General features: G+C 65.9%; 19 protein-coding genes. 12 read left to right on the top strand and 7 right to left on the bottom strand.

The window, feature by feature from the left end; translation table 11 throughout:
* Positions 1-235: 235 nt before the first annotated feature.
* Genes EYW42_RS10695 through EYW42_RS10685 form a run of 3 tightly spaced genes read right to left on the bottom strand, consistent with a single transcriptional unit; the run spans position 236 to position 2,213 of the window.
* Positions 236-940, bottom strand: coding sequence for an energy-coupling factor transporter transmembrane component T family protein (locus EYW42_RS10695; protein ID WP_135535245.1), 705 nt, complete (start codon positions 938-940; stop codon positions 236-238).
* Positions 934-1,635: an energy-coupling factor ABC transporter ATP-binding protein gene (locus EYW42_RS10690; RefSeq protein ID WP_135535244.1), complete on the bottom strand. Its 702-nt coding sequence runs from the start codon at positions 1,633-1,635 to the stop codon at positions 934-936. Before EYW42_RS10690 ends, EYW42_RS10695 begins: the two co-directional genes overlap by 7 nt.
* The gene (locus tag EYW42_RS10685; RefSeq protein WP_135535243.1) at positions 1,632-2,213 is read right to left on the bottom strand and encodes a biotin transporter BioY; all 582 of its coding nucleotides are present in this window, start codon (positions 2,211-2,213) and stop codon (positions 1,632-1,634) included. The genes EYW42_RS10690 and EYW42_RS10685 overlap by 4 nt, the downstream gene beginning before the upstream one ends.
* A 150-nt stretch (positions 2,214-2,363) precedes the next feature.
* On the opposite strand from EYW42_RS10685, the gene EYW42_RS10680 reads away from it, so the two are divergent.
* The 7 genes from EYW42_RS10680 (at position 2,364) to EYW42_RS10650 (ending at position 8,391) form a co-directional block, all read left to right on the top strand.
* Positions 2,364-2,963, top strand: coding sequence for a conditioned medium-induced protein 4 (locus EYW42_RS10680; protein ID WP_135535242.1), 600 nt, complete (start codon positions 2,364-2,366; stop codon positions 2,961-2,963).
* Positions 2,964-3,283: 320 nt separating this feature from the next.
* The gene (locus EYW42_RS10675; RefSeq protein WP_135535241.1) at positions 3,284-3,724 is read left to right on the top strand and encodes a hypothetical protein; all 441 of its coding nucleotides are present in this window, start codon (positions 3,284-3,286) and stop codon (positions 3,722-3,724) included.
* An 85-nt stretch (positions 3,725-3,809) separates the two neighbouring features.
* Entirely contained in the window at positions 3,810-4,940 is a 1,131-nt protein-coding gene (gene hemC / locus EYW42_RS10670) for a hydroxymethylbilane synthase (RefSeq protein ID WP_135535240.1), read from the top strand.
* Positions 4,937-5,734 (top strand): uroporphyrinogen-III C-methyltransferase, encoded by a 798-nt coding sequence (cobA, locus tag EYW42_RS10665; RefSeq protein ID WP_135535239.1) that lies wholly within the window; start codon positions 4,937-4,939, stop codon positions 5,732-5,734. Before hemC ends, cobA begins: the two co-directional genes overlap by 4 nt.
* Positions 5,731-6,474 (top strand): uroporphyrinogen-III synthase, encoded by a 744-nt coding sequence (locus EYW42_RS10660; RefSeq protein WP_135535238.1) that lies wholly within the window; start codon positions 5,731-5,733, stop codon positions 6,472-6,474. Before cobA ends, EYW42_RS10660 begins: the two co-directional genes overlap by 4 nt.
* A gap of 40 nt (positions 6,475-6,514) precedes the next feature.
* Positions 6,515-7,927, top strand: a complete 1,413-nt coding sequence (locus EYW42_RS10655; RefSeq protein WP_135535237.1) for a DHHA1 domain-containing protein — start codon at positions 6,515-6,517, stop codon at positions 7,925-7,927.
* A 98-nt stretch (positions 7,928-8,025) separates the two neighbouring features.
* Complete coding sequence (locus EYW42_RS10650; RefSeq protein ID WP_135535236.1) at positions 8,026-8,391, top strand: DUF5518 domain-containing protein; 366 nt, start codon at positions 8,026-8,028, stop codon at positions 8,389-8,391.
* Between the two features lie 913 nt (positions 8,392-9,304).
* On the opposite strand, the gene EYW42_RS10645 is transcribed toward EYW42_RS10650, so the two are convergent.
* Positions 9,305-11,092 carry a vWA domain-containing protein gene (locus tag EYW42_RS10645; RefSeq protein WP_135535235.1) on the bottom strand — a complete coding sequence of 596 codons (1,788 nt, stop codon included), beginning with the start codon at positions 11,090-11,092 and terminating at the stop codon, positions 9,305-9,307.
* A gap of 112 nt (positions 11,093-11,204) precedes the next feature.
* Here EYW42_RS10645 and EYW42_RS10640 point away from each other — a divergent pair, with 112 nt between their 5' ends.
* The 4 genes from EYW42_RS10640 (at position 11,205) to EYW42_RS10625 (ending at position 14,587) form a co-directional block, all read left to right on the top strand.
* Positions 11,205-11,522: a DUF5783 family protein gene (locus EYW42_RS10640; protein ID WP_135535234.1), complete on the top strand. Its 318-nt coding sequence runs from the start codon at positions 11,205-11,207 to the stop codon at positions 11,520-11,522.
* Between the two features lie 83 nt (positions 11,523-11,605).
* Positions 11,606-11,971: a NifU family protein gene (locus tag EYW42_RS10635; protein WP_135535233.1), complete on the top strand. Its 366-nt coding sequence runs from the start codon at positions 11,606-11,608 to the stop codon at positions 11,969-11,971.
* 68 nt (positions 11,972-12,039) lie between these two features.
* Positions 12,040-13,551, top strand: coding sequence for a sulfatase-like hydrolase/transferase (locus EYW42_RS10630; RefSeq protein ID WP_135535232.1), 1,512 nt, complete (start codon positions 12,040-12,042; stop codon positions 13,549-13,551).
* Between the two features lies 1 nt (position 13,552).
* On the top strand, positions 13,553-14,587 hold the full coding sequence (locus tag EYW42_RS10625; RefSeq protein WP_202613867.1) for a lysylphosphatidylglycerol synthase transmembrane domain-containing protein: 1,035 nt from the start codon (positions 13,553-13,555) through the stop codon (positions 14,585-14,587).
* 93 nt (positions 14,588-14,680) lie between these two features.
* Here EYW42_RS10625 and EYW42_RS10620 read toward each other — a convergent pair whose 3' ends face one another.
* The 3 genes from EYW42_RS10620 to EYW42_RS10610 all read right to left on the bottom strand — a co-directional run bounded on the left by EYW42_RS10620 (position 14,681) and on the right by EYW42_RS10610 (position 17,712).
* Positions 14,681-15,583, bottom strand: coding sequence for a ketopantoate reductase family protein (locus EYW42_RS10620; RefSeq protein WP_135535230.1), 903 nt, complete (start codon positions 15,581-15,583; stop codon positions 14,681-14,683).
* Between the two features lie 30 nt (positions 15,584-15,613).
* Positions 15,614-15,952: a DUF7130 family rubredoxin-like protein gene (locus EYW42_RS10615; RefSeq protein WP_135535229.1), complete on the bottom strand. Its 339-nt coding sequence runs from the start codon at positions 15,950-15,952 to the stop codon at positions 15,614-15,616.
* Positions 15,953-16,032: 80 nt separating this feature from the next.
* Complete coding sequence (locus EYW42_RS10610) at positions 16,033-17,712, bottom strand: aldehyde ferredoxin oxidoreductase family protein (protein ID WP_135535228.1); 1,680 nt, start codon at positions 17,710-17,712, stop codon at positions 16,033-16,035.
* A gap of 165 nt (positions 17,713-17,877) precedes the next feature.
* Between EYW42_RS10610 and fer the strand changes: the two genes are divergently transcribed.
* On the top strand, positions 17,878-18,522 hold the full coding sequence (fer, locus tag EYW42_RS10605) for a ferredoxin Fer (RefSeq protein WP_135535227.1): 645 nt from the start codon (positions 17,878-17,880) through the stop codon (positions 18,520-18,522).
* The last annotated feature ends 20 nt before the right edge of the window (positions 18,523-18,542 follow it).

Below are 18,542 nucleotides of genomic sequence, written 5' to 3'. Positions count from 1 at the left end.
CGAACCGCTCGTACACCCCGTACAGGAACACCAGAATCGCGACCGCCGCGAGGTAGTAAAACAGGACCTCTCCGACCTCGCTGATCGTCCAGAACGTCTCGCGCGTGACCGCGCCCTCCGCCTGGGCCACGAATGTCATGTACGATCACGCGGAGACTGGCCGCTTAAATCTTGTTACCGCACTTCCCGGTCTACCCCGGTTGTGTCCCCGTCAAATATAGAACACGCAGTTAGTTTATATCAGTGAGGATAGGGCCAGTGCCGCCGAGGCCAGACAGAGTGCGCCGTCCCGCCGACGGAACGCGAGCGCCGGTAGGGTCGGGTTCCAGGCGAAACACCGGGCGCGAAGCGCCAGTGCGAGTCGGTCGGCGCGGTCGAACGCCCGTTCGACGCCGCCGAGCGCGACGATCCGCATTCGGTCGGAAAGCGGGCGTTCCCCGCCGAGGCGCGCGGTCATAGCTGCACGGATCCGGCGAAGGTCGGCGACCAGAACCGGGAAAAACCGGATCACGATGGCAACACCCGCGCCGAGCACTCGGCCCGGCTTCCCCGGGACGAGTCGCTGGAGTGCGGCGCGGGACTCCCGAACCGGCGTCGACCGGACGTACGCCGCGCTGACGAGCAACACCGGAACGACCCGGTAGCTCAGCCGTGCCGATTCGACGGCCGCGTCGAGGTCGATCCACGGCGGGCCGACCTGTATCGCCGCGAAGACGGGCGCAAGCGCAAGCAATACGAGCGGGAACCGAAACGCCGCGAGGACACGGCGCAGGGAGAGCCGCGCCGTCGCGAGCACCGCAAGCGCCAGCAGCGTCGCTGCGGCGAGCCCCCGGACGGAGACGTGTGTGAACGCCGCCGCGGCGAACCCCCCCTGAAACGCGAGTTTCGCCCGCGGGTCGAACCCGTGCGCGAGCGACGACCCCGGCTCGTAGGTCACCATGGGACACGCACGCCCAGCGACGACAGTTCGTCGTCCGCCTCGCCCGGCGGGGCGTTCACGGCGACGCGGCCATCCGCCAGCGCGACGATGCGGTCGGCGAGCGAGCGCACGTCGCGCAGGTCGTGTGTCACCACGACGACGCTCGTTCCCGACCCGCTGAGTGCGTCGAGGTGGTCGACCAGTCCGGTTCGAGCGGGTTCGTCGAGCCCCGTAAACGGTTCGTCGAGCACGAGGTGGTCGGGGTCCATCGCGAGCGCGCCCGCAACTGCGACGCGCTCTTGTTCCCCGCCGGAGAGTTCGTCGATGCGTTCGTCTCCGCGGCCCGCCATGTCGACGGCCGAAAGCGCTGCAGTCACCCGGCGGTCGATCTCCGCCCGGTCCAGCCCGAGGTTCTCCGGGCCGAAGGCGATGTCAGCACCCACGGTCGCCGCGACGAAGCAGTCCCGCGGGTTCTGGAACACCATCCCGACGCTGGTCCGCGCGGCCACCAAGTCCTCGGCGACCGGTGTCCCGTCGATGACGACCTGGCCCTCGTCGGGCGTCAGCAGTCCGTTGAAATGCCGAACGAGCGTCGTCTTGCCGCTACCGTTCGCCCCTGCCAGAACGACGAACTCCCCGTCGTCTACCGTGAGGGAGACGCCGTCGACAACGGGTTCGTCGCCGTAGCGATGGACGAGATCGCGAGTTTCGATCATCGTGACGGCAGGCGACCGCTTCGGGCGACGGCCACTGTGGCGGCGATCTTCACCGCCTCCGCCGGGAAGAAGACGACCGCGCCGGCGATGACCGCGTCGGACAGGCTGTATCCCGCGACGATCATCAGCCCCGCGGCACCGCCGGCGTAGATGAGCAACGTTCCTGCGACCATCGCTCCGGCCAGAACCGGTTTCGAGACGGTGGCCGGGTCGCGAAGGGAGAAGCCCCGGTGAACGACCGCGCCGATAAGCGCCGCGGCGAACGGGTACGAGAGGAGAAATCCGCCCGTCGGTCCGACCAGCGTTCCCGGTCCTGCGCCGCCGTTCGCGAACACTGGGAGGCCGATCGCCCCGACGGTGAGATACAGCACGACCGACGCGGGGCCCCACAGCGGCCCCAGCACGATGCCCGCAAGGAACACGCCGAACACCTGCATCGTCACCGGCGCGGGCGAGAGCGGATACGGAAACGAGAGTTGCGCGAGCGCCGCCGTCAGCGCGGCCAGCAGCGCCGCCGTCGCGATATCCTCGACCGTGCGGTCGCCGACCAGTTCGACTGAATCCGTGTCCGTACTCATACCCGCTACTCTCGCCGTCCCGGCAATGAACGCACTGGTTTACCGTCGTTCGAACTCCGGTTGACGAGATCGGTCGTCCGTCTCCGGCGAAGCCCCGACCGTCAACAAGCTTTTATGTATGGCACTGGTGAACGTCGTTCCATACCAGTTATGGACGAAAAAACCGAGGAGCTCCGTGATATCTTCATCGACGTCACGGACGAGGACACGGTGACGGAGTCCCAGGAGGAGACGCCCGGGTCGCTCACCGGTCAGGACGAGGGAAAACGGGACCGTTTAGAGAGCGTCATCGCGAGCATGCGTGACCGCTACGAGTTCGACGTGGACCTGTCCGACGAGGCGCTCGTCGACCTCGTCGAACTGTTCTACGACGAGGAGAGCGACGCCGAGATCGCGCGCCAGTTAGATATCTCCCGCAAGGCCGTCTTTCGGGCCCGTATGAACCTCCATCTCGTCCGCGACCGCGATAGGGACGCGCCGTTCGACCTGGCCGAGTTCCGCGAACGTCTGACCGAGGACGCCTCTACCGCCGACCTCGCCGACGCCTTCGACGTCAGCGAGTCGACCGTCCGCCGGTACCGCCGCGTCGTGCGCACGGAAAACCGGTCCCGGCAGGCAAACGACCGCTACCGCGACGAGTTCGATACGATACTCGCCGACGGCGGGCTGGCGACCAACATGACTGAAGACATCCAGGAGGACGGACTGGACGACGCCACGGAAGGGATGGAGACGGACGTTTCCTTCTGAGACGACCTTTCTCCCACTCGGGTGCGCGAAGCGCATCGCTCGCGACAAAAAGCTCCACCGGGAGGGCACCACTCTCCCGAACCTCGCTCCACTCGTAGAGAGGCAAAAACTCCGGTCGCGCACTCGCTTTGCTCGTTCGCTCGCGGAGCTACTGCTGGTGACCGCCTGCCCTTCCCCGTCCTCGCGAGCGGAGCGAGCGAGGGCTCGGAAGAGCGGAGCTCTTCCGGTGTACGCTCGCGCGCGGCGCTCGAACGCGCCGCGCTCTCGTGCCGGCCGAATGGTCGGGATCCTTTATCCTCCGTCGCTCCATCAGTTCGAGTATGGCCGCCCCTGACTCCACCACCCGCCTCGCCGACCGCCCGCGCGTCGACTCGAACTGGTGGTACGTCGTCGCCGTGACGCCGCTTTTTTCACTGCTCCTATTCCTCGTTACCGGCTGGATGGTCGCCGCCGTCCTCCTCGGGTTCGGGGGCGGATTGATGCCGATGATGGGACACGGCGGGATACCGGCCGGGATCTTCACACTGCTGATCCCGGTATTTCTCTTCGGAACGGTCGGAACGGTACTCACTGCCGTGTTTCCCATCTCGCTGTACCTCGACGCGAAGGCGGTGCGAGCGGCCGACATCGGATGGGACCCCGACCCCGTCCTGTACGCGCTGGTGGCCGTCGTCGGCATCGTGTCGACGGCGTTCGCTCTCGGGATACCCCTGTCACTTTACTACCTCTACCAGCGCCACCGGCACGTCGGGACGCCCTGAGAGGGCACACACCGGCAGGGCACACGCAGGAAACGAGTACAACCGTGACGATGGAGGTTTCAATGGGGAACGCCGAGAAGAGGATATGAGTACGAACGAGACGATACGTCTGGCGACGCGCGGTTCCGACCTCGCCATGCGCCAGGCGGCGACGGTGAAAGCGGCGCTCTCGGACCGCCGCATCGACGCGGAACTCGTGGAGGTGGAGACGGAGGGCGACCGGGTGAGCGACGAACTCATCCACCGCCTCGGAAAAACCGGCGCGTTCGTTCGGAGCCTGGACGAGAAGGTGATAGACGGCGAGTTGGACGCCGCCGTCCACTCGATGAAGGACATGCCGACCGAGCAGCCGGACGGACTGATCATCGCCGGCATCCCGGCCCGCGCCGCACCGGGCGACGCCCTCGTCACGCCGAACGGCCGCCGACTGGAGGAACTGCCCGAGGGCGCGACCGTCGGCACCTCTAGCCTCCGCCGGCAGGCCCAGATCCGGAACGCCCGCCCCGACCTGACCGTCGAACCGCTGCGGGGCAACGTCGACACCCGCATCGAGAAGCTACTTGCACCGAGCCTCCAGCGCGAACACGAGGAGCGGACGGAGGAGGAAAAAGAGCGCAAGGGCCGGACGGACGACGACGACTACCAGTTCCCCTACGAGCGCGACGTCGAGGAGTGGTTCAACGACCTCGCCGAGGTCGAGCGCCGCGCCCTCGAACGCGAGGTCGACGTCGAATACGACGCGATAGTGCTCGCCGAGGCGGGCCTCGAACGGAGCGGCCTCGACCACAACGTCGAGTACCAGCAGCTACCGACCGACGAGTTCGTCCCAGCGCCCGGACAGGGCGCGCTCGCAGTCGCCGCAGTCGAGGGCGAGACGGCCGAGACGCTCCACGGCATCCTCGACCACCCCAGAACGCGCGTCGAGACGACCGCCGAGCGCACCGTCCTCGCGGAACTCGGCGGCGGTTGCGTCGCACCTATCGGCGTCCACGCCGTCATCCAGGGCGAGTACGTTCACACCGCAGTGCAGGTGTTCGACCGCGACGGCGAAGAGAGCGTGACCGCGACGCGGGACCTCCCCGTCGAGGACCACGCCCGCGCCGCCCGAGAGTTCGCCCGCGACCTGGCCGAGAAGGGTGCGGACGACCTGATCGCCGAGGCGCGCCGCGAGAACGACGACGAGATGGAAGCCAAGCGGGAGATACAGGAGGAATGACGGGCACTGTCTACCTCGTCGGCAGCGGACCCGGTGACCCGGAACTGCTGACGGTCAGGGCCGCCCGCCTGATAGACGAGGCCGATGTCGTTCTCCACGACAAGCTTCCCGGCCCGGAGATCATCGAGGATATCCCCGAAGGAAAGCGCGAAGACGTCGGGAAGCGCGCGGGGGGCGAGCGAACGCCTCAGTCCGAGATCAACCAGCGCCTCGTCGACCTGGCCGAGGAGGGAAACGACGTGGTCCGGCTGAAAGGCGGCGACCCCTTCGTCTTCGGCCGCGGCGGCGAGGAGATGGAGTACCTCGCCGACCACGGGGTTTCCGTCGAAGTCGTTCCCGGCATCACCTCGGCGGTCGGCGCGGCGGGCGTCGGGGGGATCCCCGTTACCCACCGCGACCACGCCTCCAGCGTCTCGTTCGTCACGGGGCACGAGGACCCGACCAAAGCGGAGTCGGCCGTCGACTGGCAGGCCCTGGCCGACACCGGCGGCACCATCGTCGTGCTGATGGGCGTCGGCAAACTGCCCGACTACACCCGGGCGCTCCGGGAGGCCGGGATGGACCCCGAGACGCCGGTCGCACTCGTCGAGAGAGGCACCTGGCCGGAGATGCGCGTCGCGACCGGGACGCTCGACACCGTCGTCGCCGCCCGCGACGAGCGCGGGATCGAACCGCCCGCGATCACGGTGATCGGCGACGTTGCGGCGGTGCGCGACCGCGTCGTCGAGTTCCTTCGCGGTCGGGGGAGCGGACGGAACGGCGGAGACGGACGTAGCGGAGGTGACGACGCGTGACCCGCGACGTGCGCGCCGCCGTGTTCCGTCCCGACGACGAGCGCATCGACGAGGCCGTCGAACTGCTGGAGTCGCTCGGTGCCGACCCCGTTCCGGACCCGATGCTCGCGGTCGAACCGACGGACGCGACGCCCGACGCGGCCGACTACGTCGTCATGACGAGCAAGACCGGCGTCGAACTCGTCGCCGCCGACGGGTGGGACCCCGGAGCCGCGACGCTGGTCGCCATCGGCGAGCGAACTGCCCGGGCGATGCGCGAGGTCGGCTGGGACGTCGATATCATTCCCGAGGAGTATTCTTCGACCGGTCTGGTCGAAGCGCTCGCGGACGACGTCGGCGGCGCTCGCGTCGAGGTCGCCAGAAGCGACCATGGGAGCGACGTGCTCACGGACGGCCTCGCTGACGCGGGCGCGAAAGTCAACGAAACCGTGCTCTACCGCCTCGTCAGGCCCGAAGGCAGCGGCGACTCCGCAGAACTCGCCGCGGGCGGCGACCTCGACGCCGCGCTCTTTACCTCCTCGCTCACCGTCGATCACTTCCTCGACGCCGCCGCGGAGCAGGGCGTCCGAGACGAGGCGATAGCGGGGCTGAACGACGCCGCGGTCGGGACGATCGGCGAGCCGACCAGGGAAACCACCGAGGAACGCGGGATAGCGGTGGATGTGGTCCCGGAGACGGCGACGTTCGAGGCGCTGGCGACGGCGGTCGTCGAGGCCGCCGCGCCGACCTATCACGAGTGATCCGGAGGTTTAAGACCGAGGGAGCGCCAACCCGATTTCGATGGACGCCCCCGTTCCGGAGATGGTCGACCGCGCGGCCGCCTGCGCAGACCGCCTGCGCGCGGCCGACGAGGTGTTGCTCGCCTCGCATATCGACGCAGACGGCCTGACGAGCGCCGCCATCGCGTCGACGGCGCTGGAACGGGCGGGGATTCCGTTCGAGACGCTGTTCAGCAAGCAACTGGACGAGGAGGAGATCGCGAGCATCGCCGCCACCGAGTACGACACCGTCCTCTTCACTGACTTCGGCAGCGGGCAGTTAGATATCATCGCGGAACACGAGGCCGCCGGCGATTTCACGCCGGTGATCGCCGACCACCATCGGCCGGCCGACGCGGAGACGGAGTTCCACCTCAACCCTCTGCTGTTCGGTATTGACGGCTCCTCGGAACTCTCCGGCGCGGGCGCGAGTTACGTCCTCGCACGAGCGCTCGAACCCGCGACCCGGGACAACCGCGACCTGGCCGGCCTCACCGTCGTCGGCGCAGTCGGAGATATGCAGGCGATGGACGGCGAACTCGTGGGCGCGAACGCCGAAATCGTCGCCGAGGGCGAGGCCGCCGGCGTCCTCGACACGGGAACTGATCTGGCGCTGTACGGGAAACAGACCCGGCCACTTCCGAAACTGTTGGAGTACGCGACCGACGTGCGGATCCCCGGAATCTCGAACGACCAGAACGGCGCGCTTCGCTTCCTCGACGGCCTCGATCTGGAGTTGAAATCGGGGAGCGACTGGCGTCGGTGGGTCGACCTCACCGACGACGAGAGGCAGACGCTCGCGAGCGCGCTGGTCCAGCGCGCAGTCGAATCCGGCGTTCCGCCGGGGAAGATAGACGACCTCGTCGGAACGACGTACACCCTGCCCGCGGAGGAGTCGGGCACCGAACTCCGCGACGCGAGCGAGTTCTCCACGCTACTGAACGCGACTGCAAGATACGAGCGGGCGGATGTCGGTCTCGCGGTCTGTCTTGGGAACCGCGACGGCGCACTGGACCGCGCGCAGACGCTGTTGTCGAACCACCGGCGGAACCTCTCGGAGGGACTGGAGTGGGTCAAGGAGGAAGGTGTCACCCGTGAGGAACACGTCCAGTGGTTCGACGCCGGCGACCGCATCCGAGAGACGATCGTCGGTATCGTCGCCGGGATGGCCGTCGGCACCTCGGGCGTCGACCGTGACCGACCAATCGTCGCCTTCGCCGAGAAAGGAGCGGACGAGATAAAGGTCTCGGCTCGCGGGACGGCACGAATGACCAGCAAGGGACTCGACCTCTCGTCGGTGATGACGACGGCCTCGCAGGCTGTCGGCGGCGACGGCGGCGGTCACAACGTCGCCGCCGGGGCGACGATTCCGGAGGGAACGCAGGTTGACTTCATCGACCGCGTGGACGAGCTAGTCGGAACACAACTGTCGTAACCGCCGCTTAGGGGCGCTATTCCCTCTATAACAAAATAGCTCGGTCCCTTGGAAACCGACGTGACAGCAACTAGATTTTCCGGTGAGGTGATCGACCGATGACGAGTTGGCGAGCGGTGGGGATCGGCTTCATCGTCGGTCTCGTCATCGCTACTGTCGGCCTCGCGCTACCGGTGATCGGGCAGATAGCCGGCGGTCTGGTCGGCGGCTTTCTCGCGGGCTACCTCGGGGGCGGCGGCCTCGGAAGCGGCGCGTGGCACGGGCTACTCGCCGGCGCGGTCGGCGGCCTCATAATCGCCGTGTTCGTTCTCGTCGGAACGTCGCTGCTGGGCGTGACCGTCACGGAACCTGTAAACGCCATCGTCGGCGGTGCGGGCCTCTCGCTCGTTGTCGTCTTTCTCTCGTTGCTGTTCGCGTTGGACAGCGCGCTAGCCGGGGCGATTGGCGGCGCGCTCCGCGGCTAAGGGCATCGTTACTGCCTCGAACTTCCGAATGCGATTCTCGCTTTGTCCGAGAAAAACTCGGAAAAGGCAAAGCGGCGTTCATTCGGTTTGCCAGTTTCGTATGGTGGAATATGGTTTATGAGCAGAGTACGTCATCCTCTTCAGGGTAGTAGCGGGGAGATCGCGCCGGTCGATAATGCGAAGATCAGTGTATCGGGTTGCGATACGCTCTGTCGCGCACACGTGCGTTCACCGACTGCCTTGTAGGTTCGGTGAGATCCTACCAGGTCTACGGAAGAGACCGCAGGCACAGTCGAACGCCCACTGCCAACTCTGTGCCCGAGCGAGCGATAGTCGTCACTGAAACGATGTACACGCTGATCGCACGCTGTCGGGCGACCTTGTCTGTGAGGACTTGCGAACGTAATCAGTGTATCAGGTTGCGATACTAGGAAACTCGCACAACAACGGCACAACCGAGATGGCTGCAACGGCAAGGCGTGCATCGGGAGTTCGGCGGGGTGATGATACACCGCTCAGCGATTGATCGATTCCGGATCGAGAGTCGGCGTTTCACAGCGTTCACCGTGGCGGTGAGACGAAATTGCAGAGAAGTTCGGTCGACCGAACGCGTTCCGAACGAGCGTATCGAACGGAGCTACCAACAACATCACACGAGTCCGAGATACAGTTCGTGTCGCACTACTTCGTGATCACTGGTACACGCCGTCGACGGCTGATAGAAACCTGGAATCAGGAGATGAAACACCGAGGAGACAGCTGCTCGGCGACCCCGAAACGGGATGATCGGTCCGAACACCGGGAGTGATAAACTAATAGTCGCGATATGAAACATGCCAGAACTAATTCCGGTTGGACGATGAGCGACTAACGACAGAACAGGGAAGCGTGGCCGCAGAAAAGGGATTCGGCGCTACAAGTCCGGCGCGATGAGTCCGAACGCGGAGCCGTCGACTGCACCGTCGGCGGACAGTTCCCGGAGCAGGCTCAGGTCCTGTTCCAGTTCCTCGTCACCGAGCGCGTTCATTTCGTGCTCGAAGTGATCGGCGAAGGTATCGAAGCGCCGCCGATAGGTGTCCGAGACGGACAGTGGGTCCGACTGGCGTTCCCACTGTCCGAGTTCGTACTCCTCGGGCGGTTCAACGTCGTCCTCGCCGTACTCCTCGGTGCGTTCGTCGACCATCCACGACTTCATGAGGTCGGCGTAGCGCGCGAGCAGGACGGCCTTGCGGATGCCGGAGTTGTCGAAATGCTCCGGCCCGTCGGCGGAGAACTGGACCGTCCGCTCCTGGCGGCGACGCTCACCGGTCCGGGTTTCGTACTCGGCCGAGAGGTTGATTTTCGGGTTACTACCGGTCTGGCGGACTTTTACGAGGATGACGCCGCCGCGAGTCCGGCCGCCCTCCGTCGGCGAGGGGAACAGGGTGTTCGCCCGTACGAGCGAGTCGGTCGCGTCCTCTGCCGCGGAGGTGCCGTACACCTCCTCGACGGCGTATCCGTCGGCGTCGAGTTCCAGCGAGAGGTCGAACACGAGCGGCGTGACCATGAACTCGAACTCCTCGTCGAGACGTGTCTCGAACTGGTCCGCTGAGTGGACGGAGTAGTAGTTCGCCCCGCGGACCGCCGTCAGCGTGTCGACCAGTTCGGTGTTGAAGTCGACCCCCATACCGACGAACGTGGTGTAGACGTTCTGTGCAGCGTTTTCCTCGGCAATACCGACCAGCCCATCCTCGGTGGTCGTCCCGAGATTGGGCATCGCGTCCGTGAGATACACCATCCGCGTCTCGTACTCGGTCTGGTCGGCGTCGGCGTACTCCGAGAGGAGTTCGGTTCCGGTTTCAGCGCCCGCGGAGAGGTTCGTTCCGCCGTTCGCCTGCAGTTCGCGGATGTGGTCCCGGATCGCACTCATGTCGGTGCGTTTGACTTCCCGCATCGGCTTGGCCACGTACGACCCGTTGTTGAAAAGCACCATTCCGAAGCGGTCCTCGTCATCGAGGTGATCCGTCATCGACGCGACGACATCGGTCGCGACGTCTATCTTGGGTCGCTCCGTGTAGTTTTCGACCTCGTGGCGGTTGCCGAACCGGTCGTAGTAGTAGCGGTCGAACGGCGAACTCATCGACCCGGAGATGTCGAGGACGACGACGAGATTCAGCGTCTTGCGCTCGAAGTCCTCGATGCCGGAGTTCAGCCCGACCGTCATGAACCGTTCCGGTTCGTCGGCCAGCGGGTCGGACGAGACGGCTGTGCTGTAGGAGGGACAGAACAGCGACGTGCAGGGGCGGTCGCTCCCGGTGTCGAAGTAGTACTCGTTGAACAACCCCTCGTAGGACAGGTCCGACGGGATCGGCAGATACCCCTCGTCGATGTTGTCACGGAAGTTGTTGACGTCCATCGCGCCGCCGGCCGTGAGGCCGACGTTGTTGGAGGACTCGGCGGACATCTCGACGGCGTCCCCCTGTGCGCTGGCGGTGTACGTCACGTTAGCCGCCGATCCGCTGGAGAGATTATCCTGTTGTTCGTCGGGGTCGTACTGCCAGTCGTCGATCCGCTCGTACGTCTCGGTCGTTGTCGTCGTGTCCCCGGCACCGGCGGGACCGGAGTTTCCGGTGGACAGTTGTTGCGAACACCCGGCGATTCCGAGCGTTCCGGCCGCGGCGGCCAGCCTGAGATACCGTCTACGCGAACAAGGCTCTTCCATAGAGAAACCAAAGCGGACGAAGCATATCAGGCTACGGTAGGGTAAAATCGGCGTTTGAGCCACGACAGCGGGGATCGCCCGACTTTTGTCGAACGCACCCGTTCGCACTCACATGACCGACTTCGACCCGGAACGGTTCGAGGACAAGTACGTCCACTACTTCACCGAACTCCAGCGGGCGTACAAAAACGCCTTCGAGCAGATGAACGAGACGTACGACTCGGAACTGATCCACGCCATCGACCAGCAGATACTGAACGAGAGCGAACCGTTCTACGAGGGAGACGGCGAGTTCCGCATCGAACTGCCCGACAACCCCGGAGAACGGACCCGCGGCGTCGTCGTCGACCAGGAGAAACTGGACCAGGTGCTCGACATCTACGTCGACCAACTGGAAACCGAGATCCGCGACGTGTTCGGGTTCGAGTAGCCGATGGAGTCACTCGCCGAGGAGCGGGCGGAACGCACACGTAGCGGGAAAGGTTCAAGGGTGCTGACCACCAACCAGTGGACATGAGCACTGACGCCCAAGAGGACGGCGACGATCTGGAAGATCGAGTCTCGAACTTCCTGCGCAGGAACTTCCCGCAGATCCAGATGCACGGCGGTAACGCAGCCATTCAGGACCTCAACCGCGAAACCGGAGAGGTGTCCATCCAGCTCGGCGGAGCCTGTAGCGGATGCGGTATCTCGCCGATGACCATCCAGGCCATCAAGAGCCGCATGGTCAAGGAGATCCCCGAGATCGAGAAGGTCCACGCCGACACCGGCGGTGGTGGCATGGGCGGCGACGGCGGCATGGAACCGTCGTTCCCCGGCGAGACGGTCGACGACGAGGACGACGGCGCTTCTGACGAAGGCCCGCAGGCCCCCTTCTAACTCCGACGGTCGTTCCCGCGGAACCGCGATAAGCAGTCTTTTTAACGCTCCGGCGGTCCACCGTAGGTATGACGAGCGCGGACGCGTCGGAACGGGACGTTCTCTTCGTCGTGATGGACACCGTTCGCAAGGACCATCTGTCCGTATACGATTACGACCGCCCGACAACGCCGGGATTAGAGGCGTTCGCCGAGGACGCCGCGGTGTTCGAGCAGGCCGTCGCGCCGGCACCGTGGACGCTTCCCGTCCACGCGTCGCTGTTTACCGGTCTCTACCCCAGTGAACACAACGCGAACCAGGAAAACCCCTATCTCGAAGGTGCGACGACGCTCGCAGAGAGCCTCTCGGGGACCCACGAGAGCGCCTGTTACTCTTCGAACGCGTGGATCACGCCGTACACCCATCTGACCGACGGGTTCGGCGACCAGGACAACTTCTTCCAGGTGATGCCGGGCGAGTTCATGAGCGGCCCGCTGGCGAAAGCCTGGAAGACGATGAACGACAACGAGCAGTTGCGAAAAGTCGCCGACTGGCTGGTCAGCGTCGGTAACACGTTCCACGAATACTTCGCCAGCGGCGGGGGGTCGGACTCGAAGACGCCACAGGTCATCGACCGGACGCGGGAGTTCGTCGACGGCGTCGACGACGACGAGAACTTCTTCGCGTTCGTCAACCTGATGGACGCTCACCTCCCCTACCACCCGCCCGAGGAGTACAGGGAGGAGTTCGCGCCGGACGTCGATTCGACCGCCGTCTGCCAGAACTCCAAGGAGTACAACTCCGGGGCGCGCGACATCGACGACGCGGAGTTCGACGACATCCGCGGCCTCTACGACGCGGAGATCCGCCACATCGACGCCGAACTCCGTCGCCTGTTCGACTGGCTGCAGGCCGAGGGCCGCTGGGAGGACACGCTGGTCGTCGTCTGTGCGGACCACGGCGAACTCCACGGCGAGCACGACCTCTACGGCCACGAGTTCAGCATCTACGACCCGCTGGTGAACGTCCCGCTGCTGGTAAAACACCCGGACCTAGACGCCGGCCGCTACGACCAGCAGGTCGAACTGATCGACCTGTATCACACCGTGTTAGACCACGCGGGCGTCGACCCCGCGGGCGAAACCGCCGTCTCGCTGGACGAGCGGCGGTCGTTGCTGGGCGACGACTACCGCGAGTTCGACGACGGGGAGTTCGCCTTCGTCGAGTATTCGCGGCCGGTCGTCGAGCTGAAACAGCTCGAACAGAAGGCCAGTGCCGCGGGGATCACGCTCGATGAGGATTCGCGGTTCTACTCGCGGATGCGGGCCGGCCGCCGCCCGGACGCGAAGTACATTCGCAACGAGCGGATCCCGGACGAGGCGTATCGCCTCGACAAGGACCCGGGCGAGACGGAGAACCGCGCGGGGACGAGCGGTGAGATCGACGACTCCATCACAGAGGTGGAGGCGGCGTTATCGCGGTTCGAGGACCAGGTCGGCGGCCCCTGGGAGGGTGACGCCGCCGGCACGGGCGAGGACGTGTTGGACGACATGAGCGAGGACGCAAAGGACCGTCTGCAGGACCTGGGGTATATCGACTGACGTGACTGGCGCAGACGGCACCGCGGACCTCGGAGACCTGTTCGACCGCCAGACGACGGCGAAGATAGCCGGCGGGTTCGTCGTCGCCGCCGTTCTCGTCTACCTACTCGGCGCGGCGGTCGGGTGGGACCAGACGATAGCCAGACTCCGGAACGCGGAGTTGCGGTGGCTCGGCGCGGCCTGCCTCTCGACGCTGCTGTGTCTCGCCGCGTGGGGGAAAGCCTGGCAGATCGTTCTCCGCGTCGGCGGGATCGACGTCCCGTACCGGAAGCTCGTCGTGACGTACTTCGCCGCCACCTTCGCCAACTACGTGACGCCGCTCGGGCAAGCGGGGGGCGAGCCCTTCATCGCGTACGTCCTCTCGCAGGACACGGATGCGAACTACGAGCAGAGCCTGGCAAGCGTCGTCACCGCCGACCTGCTGAACCTGCTCCCGTTCTTCAACTTCGCGGCGGTCGGGCTGGGCTACCTGCTGCTCCGGTCGCAACTCACCGAAACCGCGGAGGATCTCGCGGTCGGTCTCGGGGTACTCGCGGTCGGCATCCCCGCTATCGTCGTGGCCGGGTGGCAGTTCCGGAGCGTCGTCGAACGGGCGATACTGTGCGTCGTCGAACCGCTCGCCCGCCGGACGGATCGGGTCACCGTCGACAGCATCCGAGAGCGGATCGAACGCTTCTACGAGTCGATCGCTCGCATCACCGGCTCCCCGAGAGCGTTGCTGTCCGCGACGGCGTTCGCGTACGTCGGCTGGGTGTTTTTCGCGCTGCCGCTGTACTTCGCGGGGTTGACCCTCGACCTCGCCGTTCCGCTGTTACTCGTCTTCTTCGTCGTGCCGGCGAGCACGCTCGCGGGGATGGTACCCACGCCGGGCGGCCTCGCGGCCGTCGAGGGAGCGCTAACCGGACTCGTCGTCGCGCTGAGCGCACTGTCGGCCGCAGACGCGCTGGCGGTCGCGACGATCTACCGGCTGGCGAGTTACTGGTTCGCTATCGTCGTCGGCGGCGCTGCGGCGCTGTGGGTGCTGTACCGCACCTGATCGGGGTCGTACTCGGATCGGCGGTCGGTCTGTGCCCGTTCGCGGACAGTTCGGCCTCGCCGCCAACCGACTCGACGCACCCTCACACCGGACTCACTCGCGAACGCCCTGACCTCGCTCCCACGCCCGCAAAAGCGCCGCGAGCGTCCGGTTGACGGGGACGTCAACGTCGTGTTCGGAGGCCCGATCGACGACGTAGCCGTTGACGGCGTCGACCTCCGTCCGGCGGCCGTCCTGCACGTCCTGATACATCGACGACTCGTTGTCGGCCGTCGCCGTCGCCACGTCCGCGACGGCGTCCAGCGCCGCGCGGTCGGGGAGAAACACGTTCCGGCGACGGGCGACCCGGGCCGCCTCGCATGCAGCGGAGCGTGCGAGGTCGTTCGCGGGCCCCGACATGAGAGCTCCGTTCTCGACGCGGGACAGCGCGGTAACGGCGTTGATACCGGCGTTGACGGCGAGTTTCTCCCAGAGCCGTCGCGGCATGTCGTCGGAGACGGTCACATCGAGGTCGGCCCGACGGAACGCGCGGGCGACTCTGACCGCCGACGCGGAGTCACCGCCCTCGCGGTGTCCGAGCGTGATTTCGCCGACGCCAGTACACTCCACGCGGCCCGGTTCGCGGAGGACCGCGCCGTAGGTCGCCGTTCCGGCGAGGACGGGACAGTCGAGGTGGCGAGCGAGGCGCTCCTCGTTTCCCATGCCGTTCTGGAGGGACAGCGCCGCCTCGTACTCGCCGGTCGCCAGATCGCGGGCGGCGGCCTCGGTGTCGAACGCCTTGACCGCCAGAACCGCGAGATCCGCCGTCAGTCCGGTCCCATCGGTTGCGGCCGTCGGTGCGACCGTCGCCGAAAGGTCACCCTCGACGACAAGCCCGGACTCGGCGACGGCGGCGACGTGCGGATCGCGGCCGACGAGCGTCACATCGTGTTCCTGCGCGAGCAGTCCGCCGACGAGACTGCCGAGACTACCCGCTCCGAAGACGACGACGTCCATACTCCCCTCTCGCGGTCGACGACAAAGAGCCTAGTCCTCCGTCCAGTACATGAGCGCTTCCTTCGGTTCGCCGCATCCGGGACACTCGTCAGGGAGCCCCTCGTCTATCGCCCCCATCTCGCCGCATTCCGTGCAGCGCCACATGAGTTCTGCCTCGCCGAAATCGTGCCCCGAACGGGCGTGTTCGACGCTCAGGCTCTCGACGCCCTCGCGGGTCGTCACGAAGAATCCGCCCTTCTCGAACCCGCGAATCGTACCGAGTTCTTCGCCGTCCTCGTCGTAGACGGCCTGTCCGAGGTCGAGCCGGTTGACCGCTTTTTCCGCTTCCTCTTCCCCCTCCTTCGCCGGTGTTTCTCCCTGTCCAGCCATATCTGAACGCACCACGGGAACGGGCATAAACGTAGGGCGGTGTTCGACGGACCCCCGGGAGAGCGAGATGTCGACCGCCGTCAGTCGTCGGCGGGCGCGTGTGACCCGGAGGCGGCGGGAACGGTCCCGTCCTCCGTCCACCCGCGGATCCCGTAGTACTCGTCCAGAGCCGCATCGAACCCGTCGACGTCGTAGGGGAGTCGGTCGTCCGCCCGGTCGAACCCGCGTTCGTTGTTGAACGCCCGTTCAAGGTCGATCACGCGCGCGCCGATGTCGAGCAAGTCATCGAAGTCAGCGTCGAACAGCGCCTCGAAGCGCTCCGCGTTGAGCATGTCGCGCGAGAACCGACAGACGACGCCGCAGTCCTCCAGCGCTCGCTTGTTCTCCTGACGGACGAGTTCCGGCGGCTTGTCGTCCAGACCCGTCGGCTCGAACGCCGAGTCGGGGTCGACGAGCGGGTACTCGTACGCGTAAAACGTCGCGTACATGTGGTCAGCGCCGCGGTTCGACGTGGCGTAAGCGAGGCCCTGTCCGTTCAGCGTCCGGCCGTCGTGTGCGGGGAACTCCATCCCCTTGACCGACCAGTTCTCGACGCCGAGTTCCTCGTGGACGCGGTCGACACCCTCCGCGAGCAGGTCGCCCTCCTCCTCGCGGTGGGCGATCTTCTCGACGAGGTCGTGTATCAGGTCGACGTTGCCGAACTCGTCCTCGGCGGCGAGGTAGGCCGACACTACGTCGCCCGCGCTGATCGTATCGAGACCGAGCGTGTCGCACAGTTCGTTCGACTGCATCACATCGACGATGTCGTCGACGCCCGCGTTGCTTCCGAACGACATCACAGTCTCGTACTCCGGCCCCTCGGTCTCGACGCCCCGCGCCTCGTCTTTCGTGGGAAGTTTGCACGCGAACGCGCAGGCCGAACAGGTCCCCTTCTCGAACTTCTTCTCCTCGACTCGGTCGCCGCTGATACCGTCGACCCCCTCGAACGACAGCTCCGAGAAGTACCGCGTCGGCAGCGCCTCCACCTCGTTCGCGTAGTCGGTGACGCTCGTCGTCCCCTGTCGCTTCATGATGTGGTCGCTCGTCGCCGCCTCGCGGTGGACGTCCATCTGGACGGGGTCGATGTCGATCTCCGGCGGCGAATCGCCCGCGAACGTGACGGCTTTCACGTTTTTCGAGCCGAACACCGCGCCGAGCCCGCCGCGGCCGAACGCCCGCGTCTCGGTGGTCATGATCGACGCGAACCGGACGAGGTTCTCGCCGGCCGGCCCGATAGCGGCGATGTTCTCGGCGGAGAGGTCCTCGTCACGGTCCGTGACGCGCTCGGTCACCTCCGGAACTGTTGCGCCGGCCAGGTCGGGCACTTCCTCGAACTCGACCGAATCGTCGCGCACGTGGACGATGACGGGTTCCTCGCTCTCGCCGGTTATCTCGACGGCGGCGTAGCCCGTATCCGCGAGATGGCGGGACATGAACCCGCCGGCGTTCGACGAGATCAGGCCGTCTGTCAGGGGGGAGACGGCGGTGCAGTTCGTGCGCCCCGTAAAGCTCATGTTCGACGTCTGCATCGGCCCGGTCGCGAAGAACAGGCTGTTCTCCGGGCCGAACGGGTCCGCGTCGAACGGGATACGGTCGTACGCGAGTTTCGTGCCGACGCCGCGCCCGCCGATGAACGATTCGAGCACGTCGTCGATCTCGTCTGTGTCCGTCGATCGCTCCCCGACGTCGACCGTCAGGAGCGAACCTTCCGCGTGAAGCATACGCCTACTCTCATGGACGATCAGTAATAAACATCAGTGAACCGGATGGCGGGGGAGATCAGTCACTCGGAGCGAACAGCCGGCTGTGAAACCGAGGGAAAGCGGCCGAAAAACCCGTCGTACTGGGGCGCAAATTTTTTTCGTCCCTGTCGGCTAGCGGTATCCGTGGAGTCCCCGTTCGAGGTTCTATCGATCGGTCCGGATGCGGACGAAGCGGAGGTAGAGCGAGCGTTCAGACGGCGGGTGAAGGAAGCACATCCTGACCAGGGCGGATCCACGAGGGAGTTTCGGCTGGTCAAGGCGGCGTACGAGGAGATCAAATCGGCCGACGGGAACGAGGAGATCGAGGTCAGTCGAGAAAGCGTCGAAGAGCAGCGCGAGCAGGAGGGCTCCCGAATCGAGTACCTCAATTTCGAGGTGCTCGGCGACTACGGGTGGGAACTCGACGACGACGACCTGTTCGAGAAGGCGTCCGCCGAGAACCTCGACTCGACGGATTACGGTCGGTTCCTGGCCGAACCCGGCGAATCGCTCCTCGAAGCCGCCGAGAACCGCGGGTTCGCCTGGCCGTACTCCTGTCGCGGCGGCGCGTGCGCCAACTGCGCTGTCGTGGTCACGGAGGGTGAACTGTCGATGCCGGTCGACCACATTCTCCCGACGGAGATGGTCGAACGCGGGATCCAGCTATCCTGCAACGGCGTCCCGGTCACTGACCAGATGAAGGTCGTCTACAACGTCAAACACCTGCCGGTCCTCGAAGAACTCCGGTTGCCGCCCCGCTCGTTCGAGGGGGCACATCTCAACGACTGACGGGCCCGTGTCTCGCACCG

Source organism: Halostella pelagica (genome assembly GCF_004762015.1).
GTDB lineage: Archaea > Halobacteriota > Halobacteria > Halobacteriales > Natronoarchaeaceae > Halostella > Halostella pelagica.
This window is presented reverse-complemented; position numbering and strand designations above follow the sequence as displayed.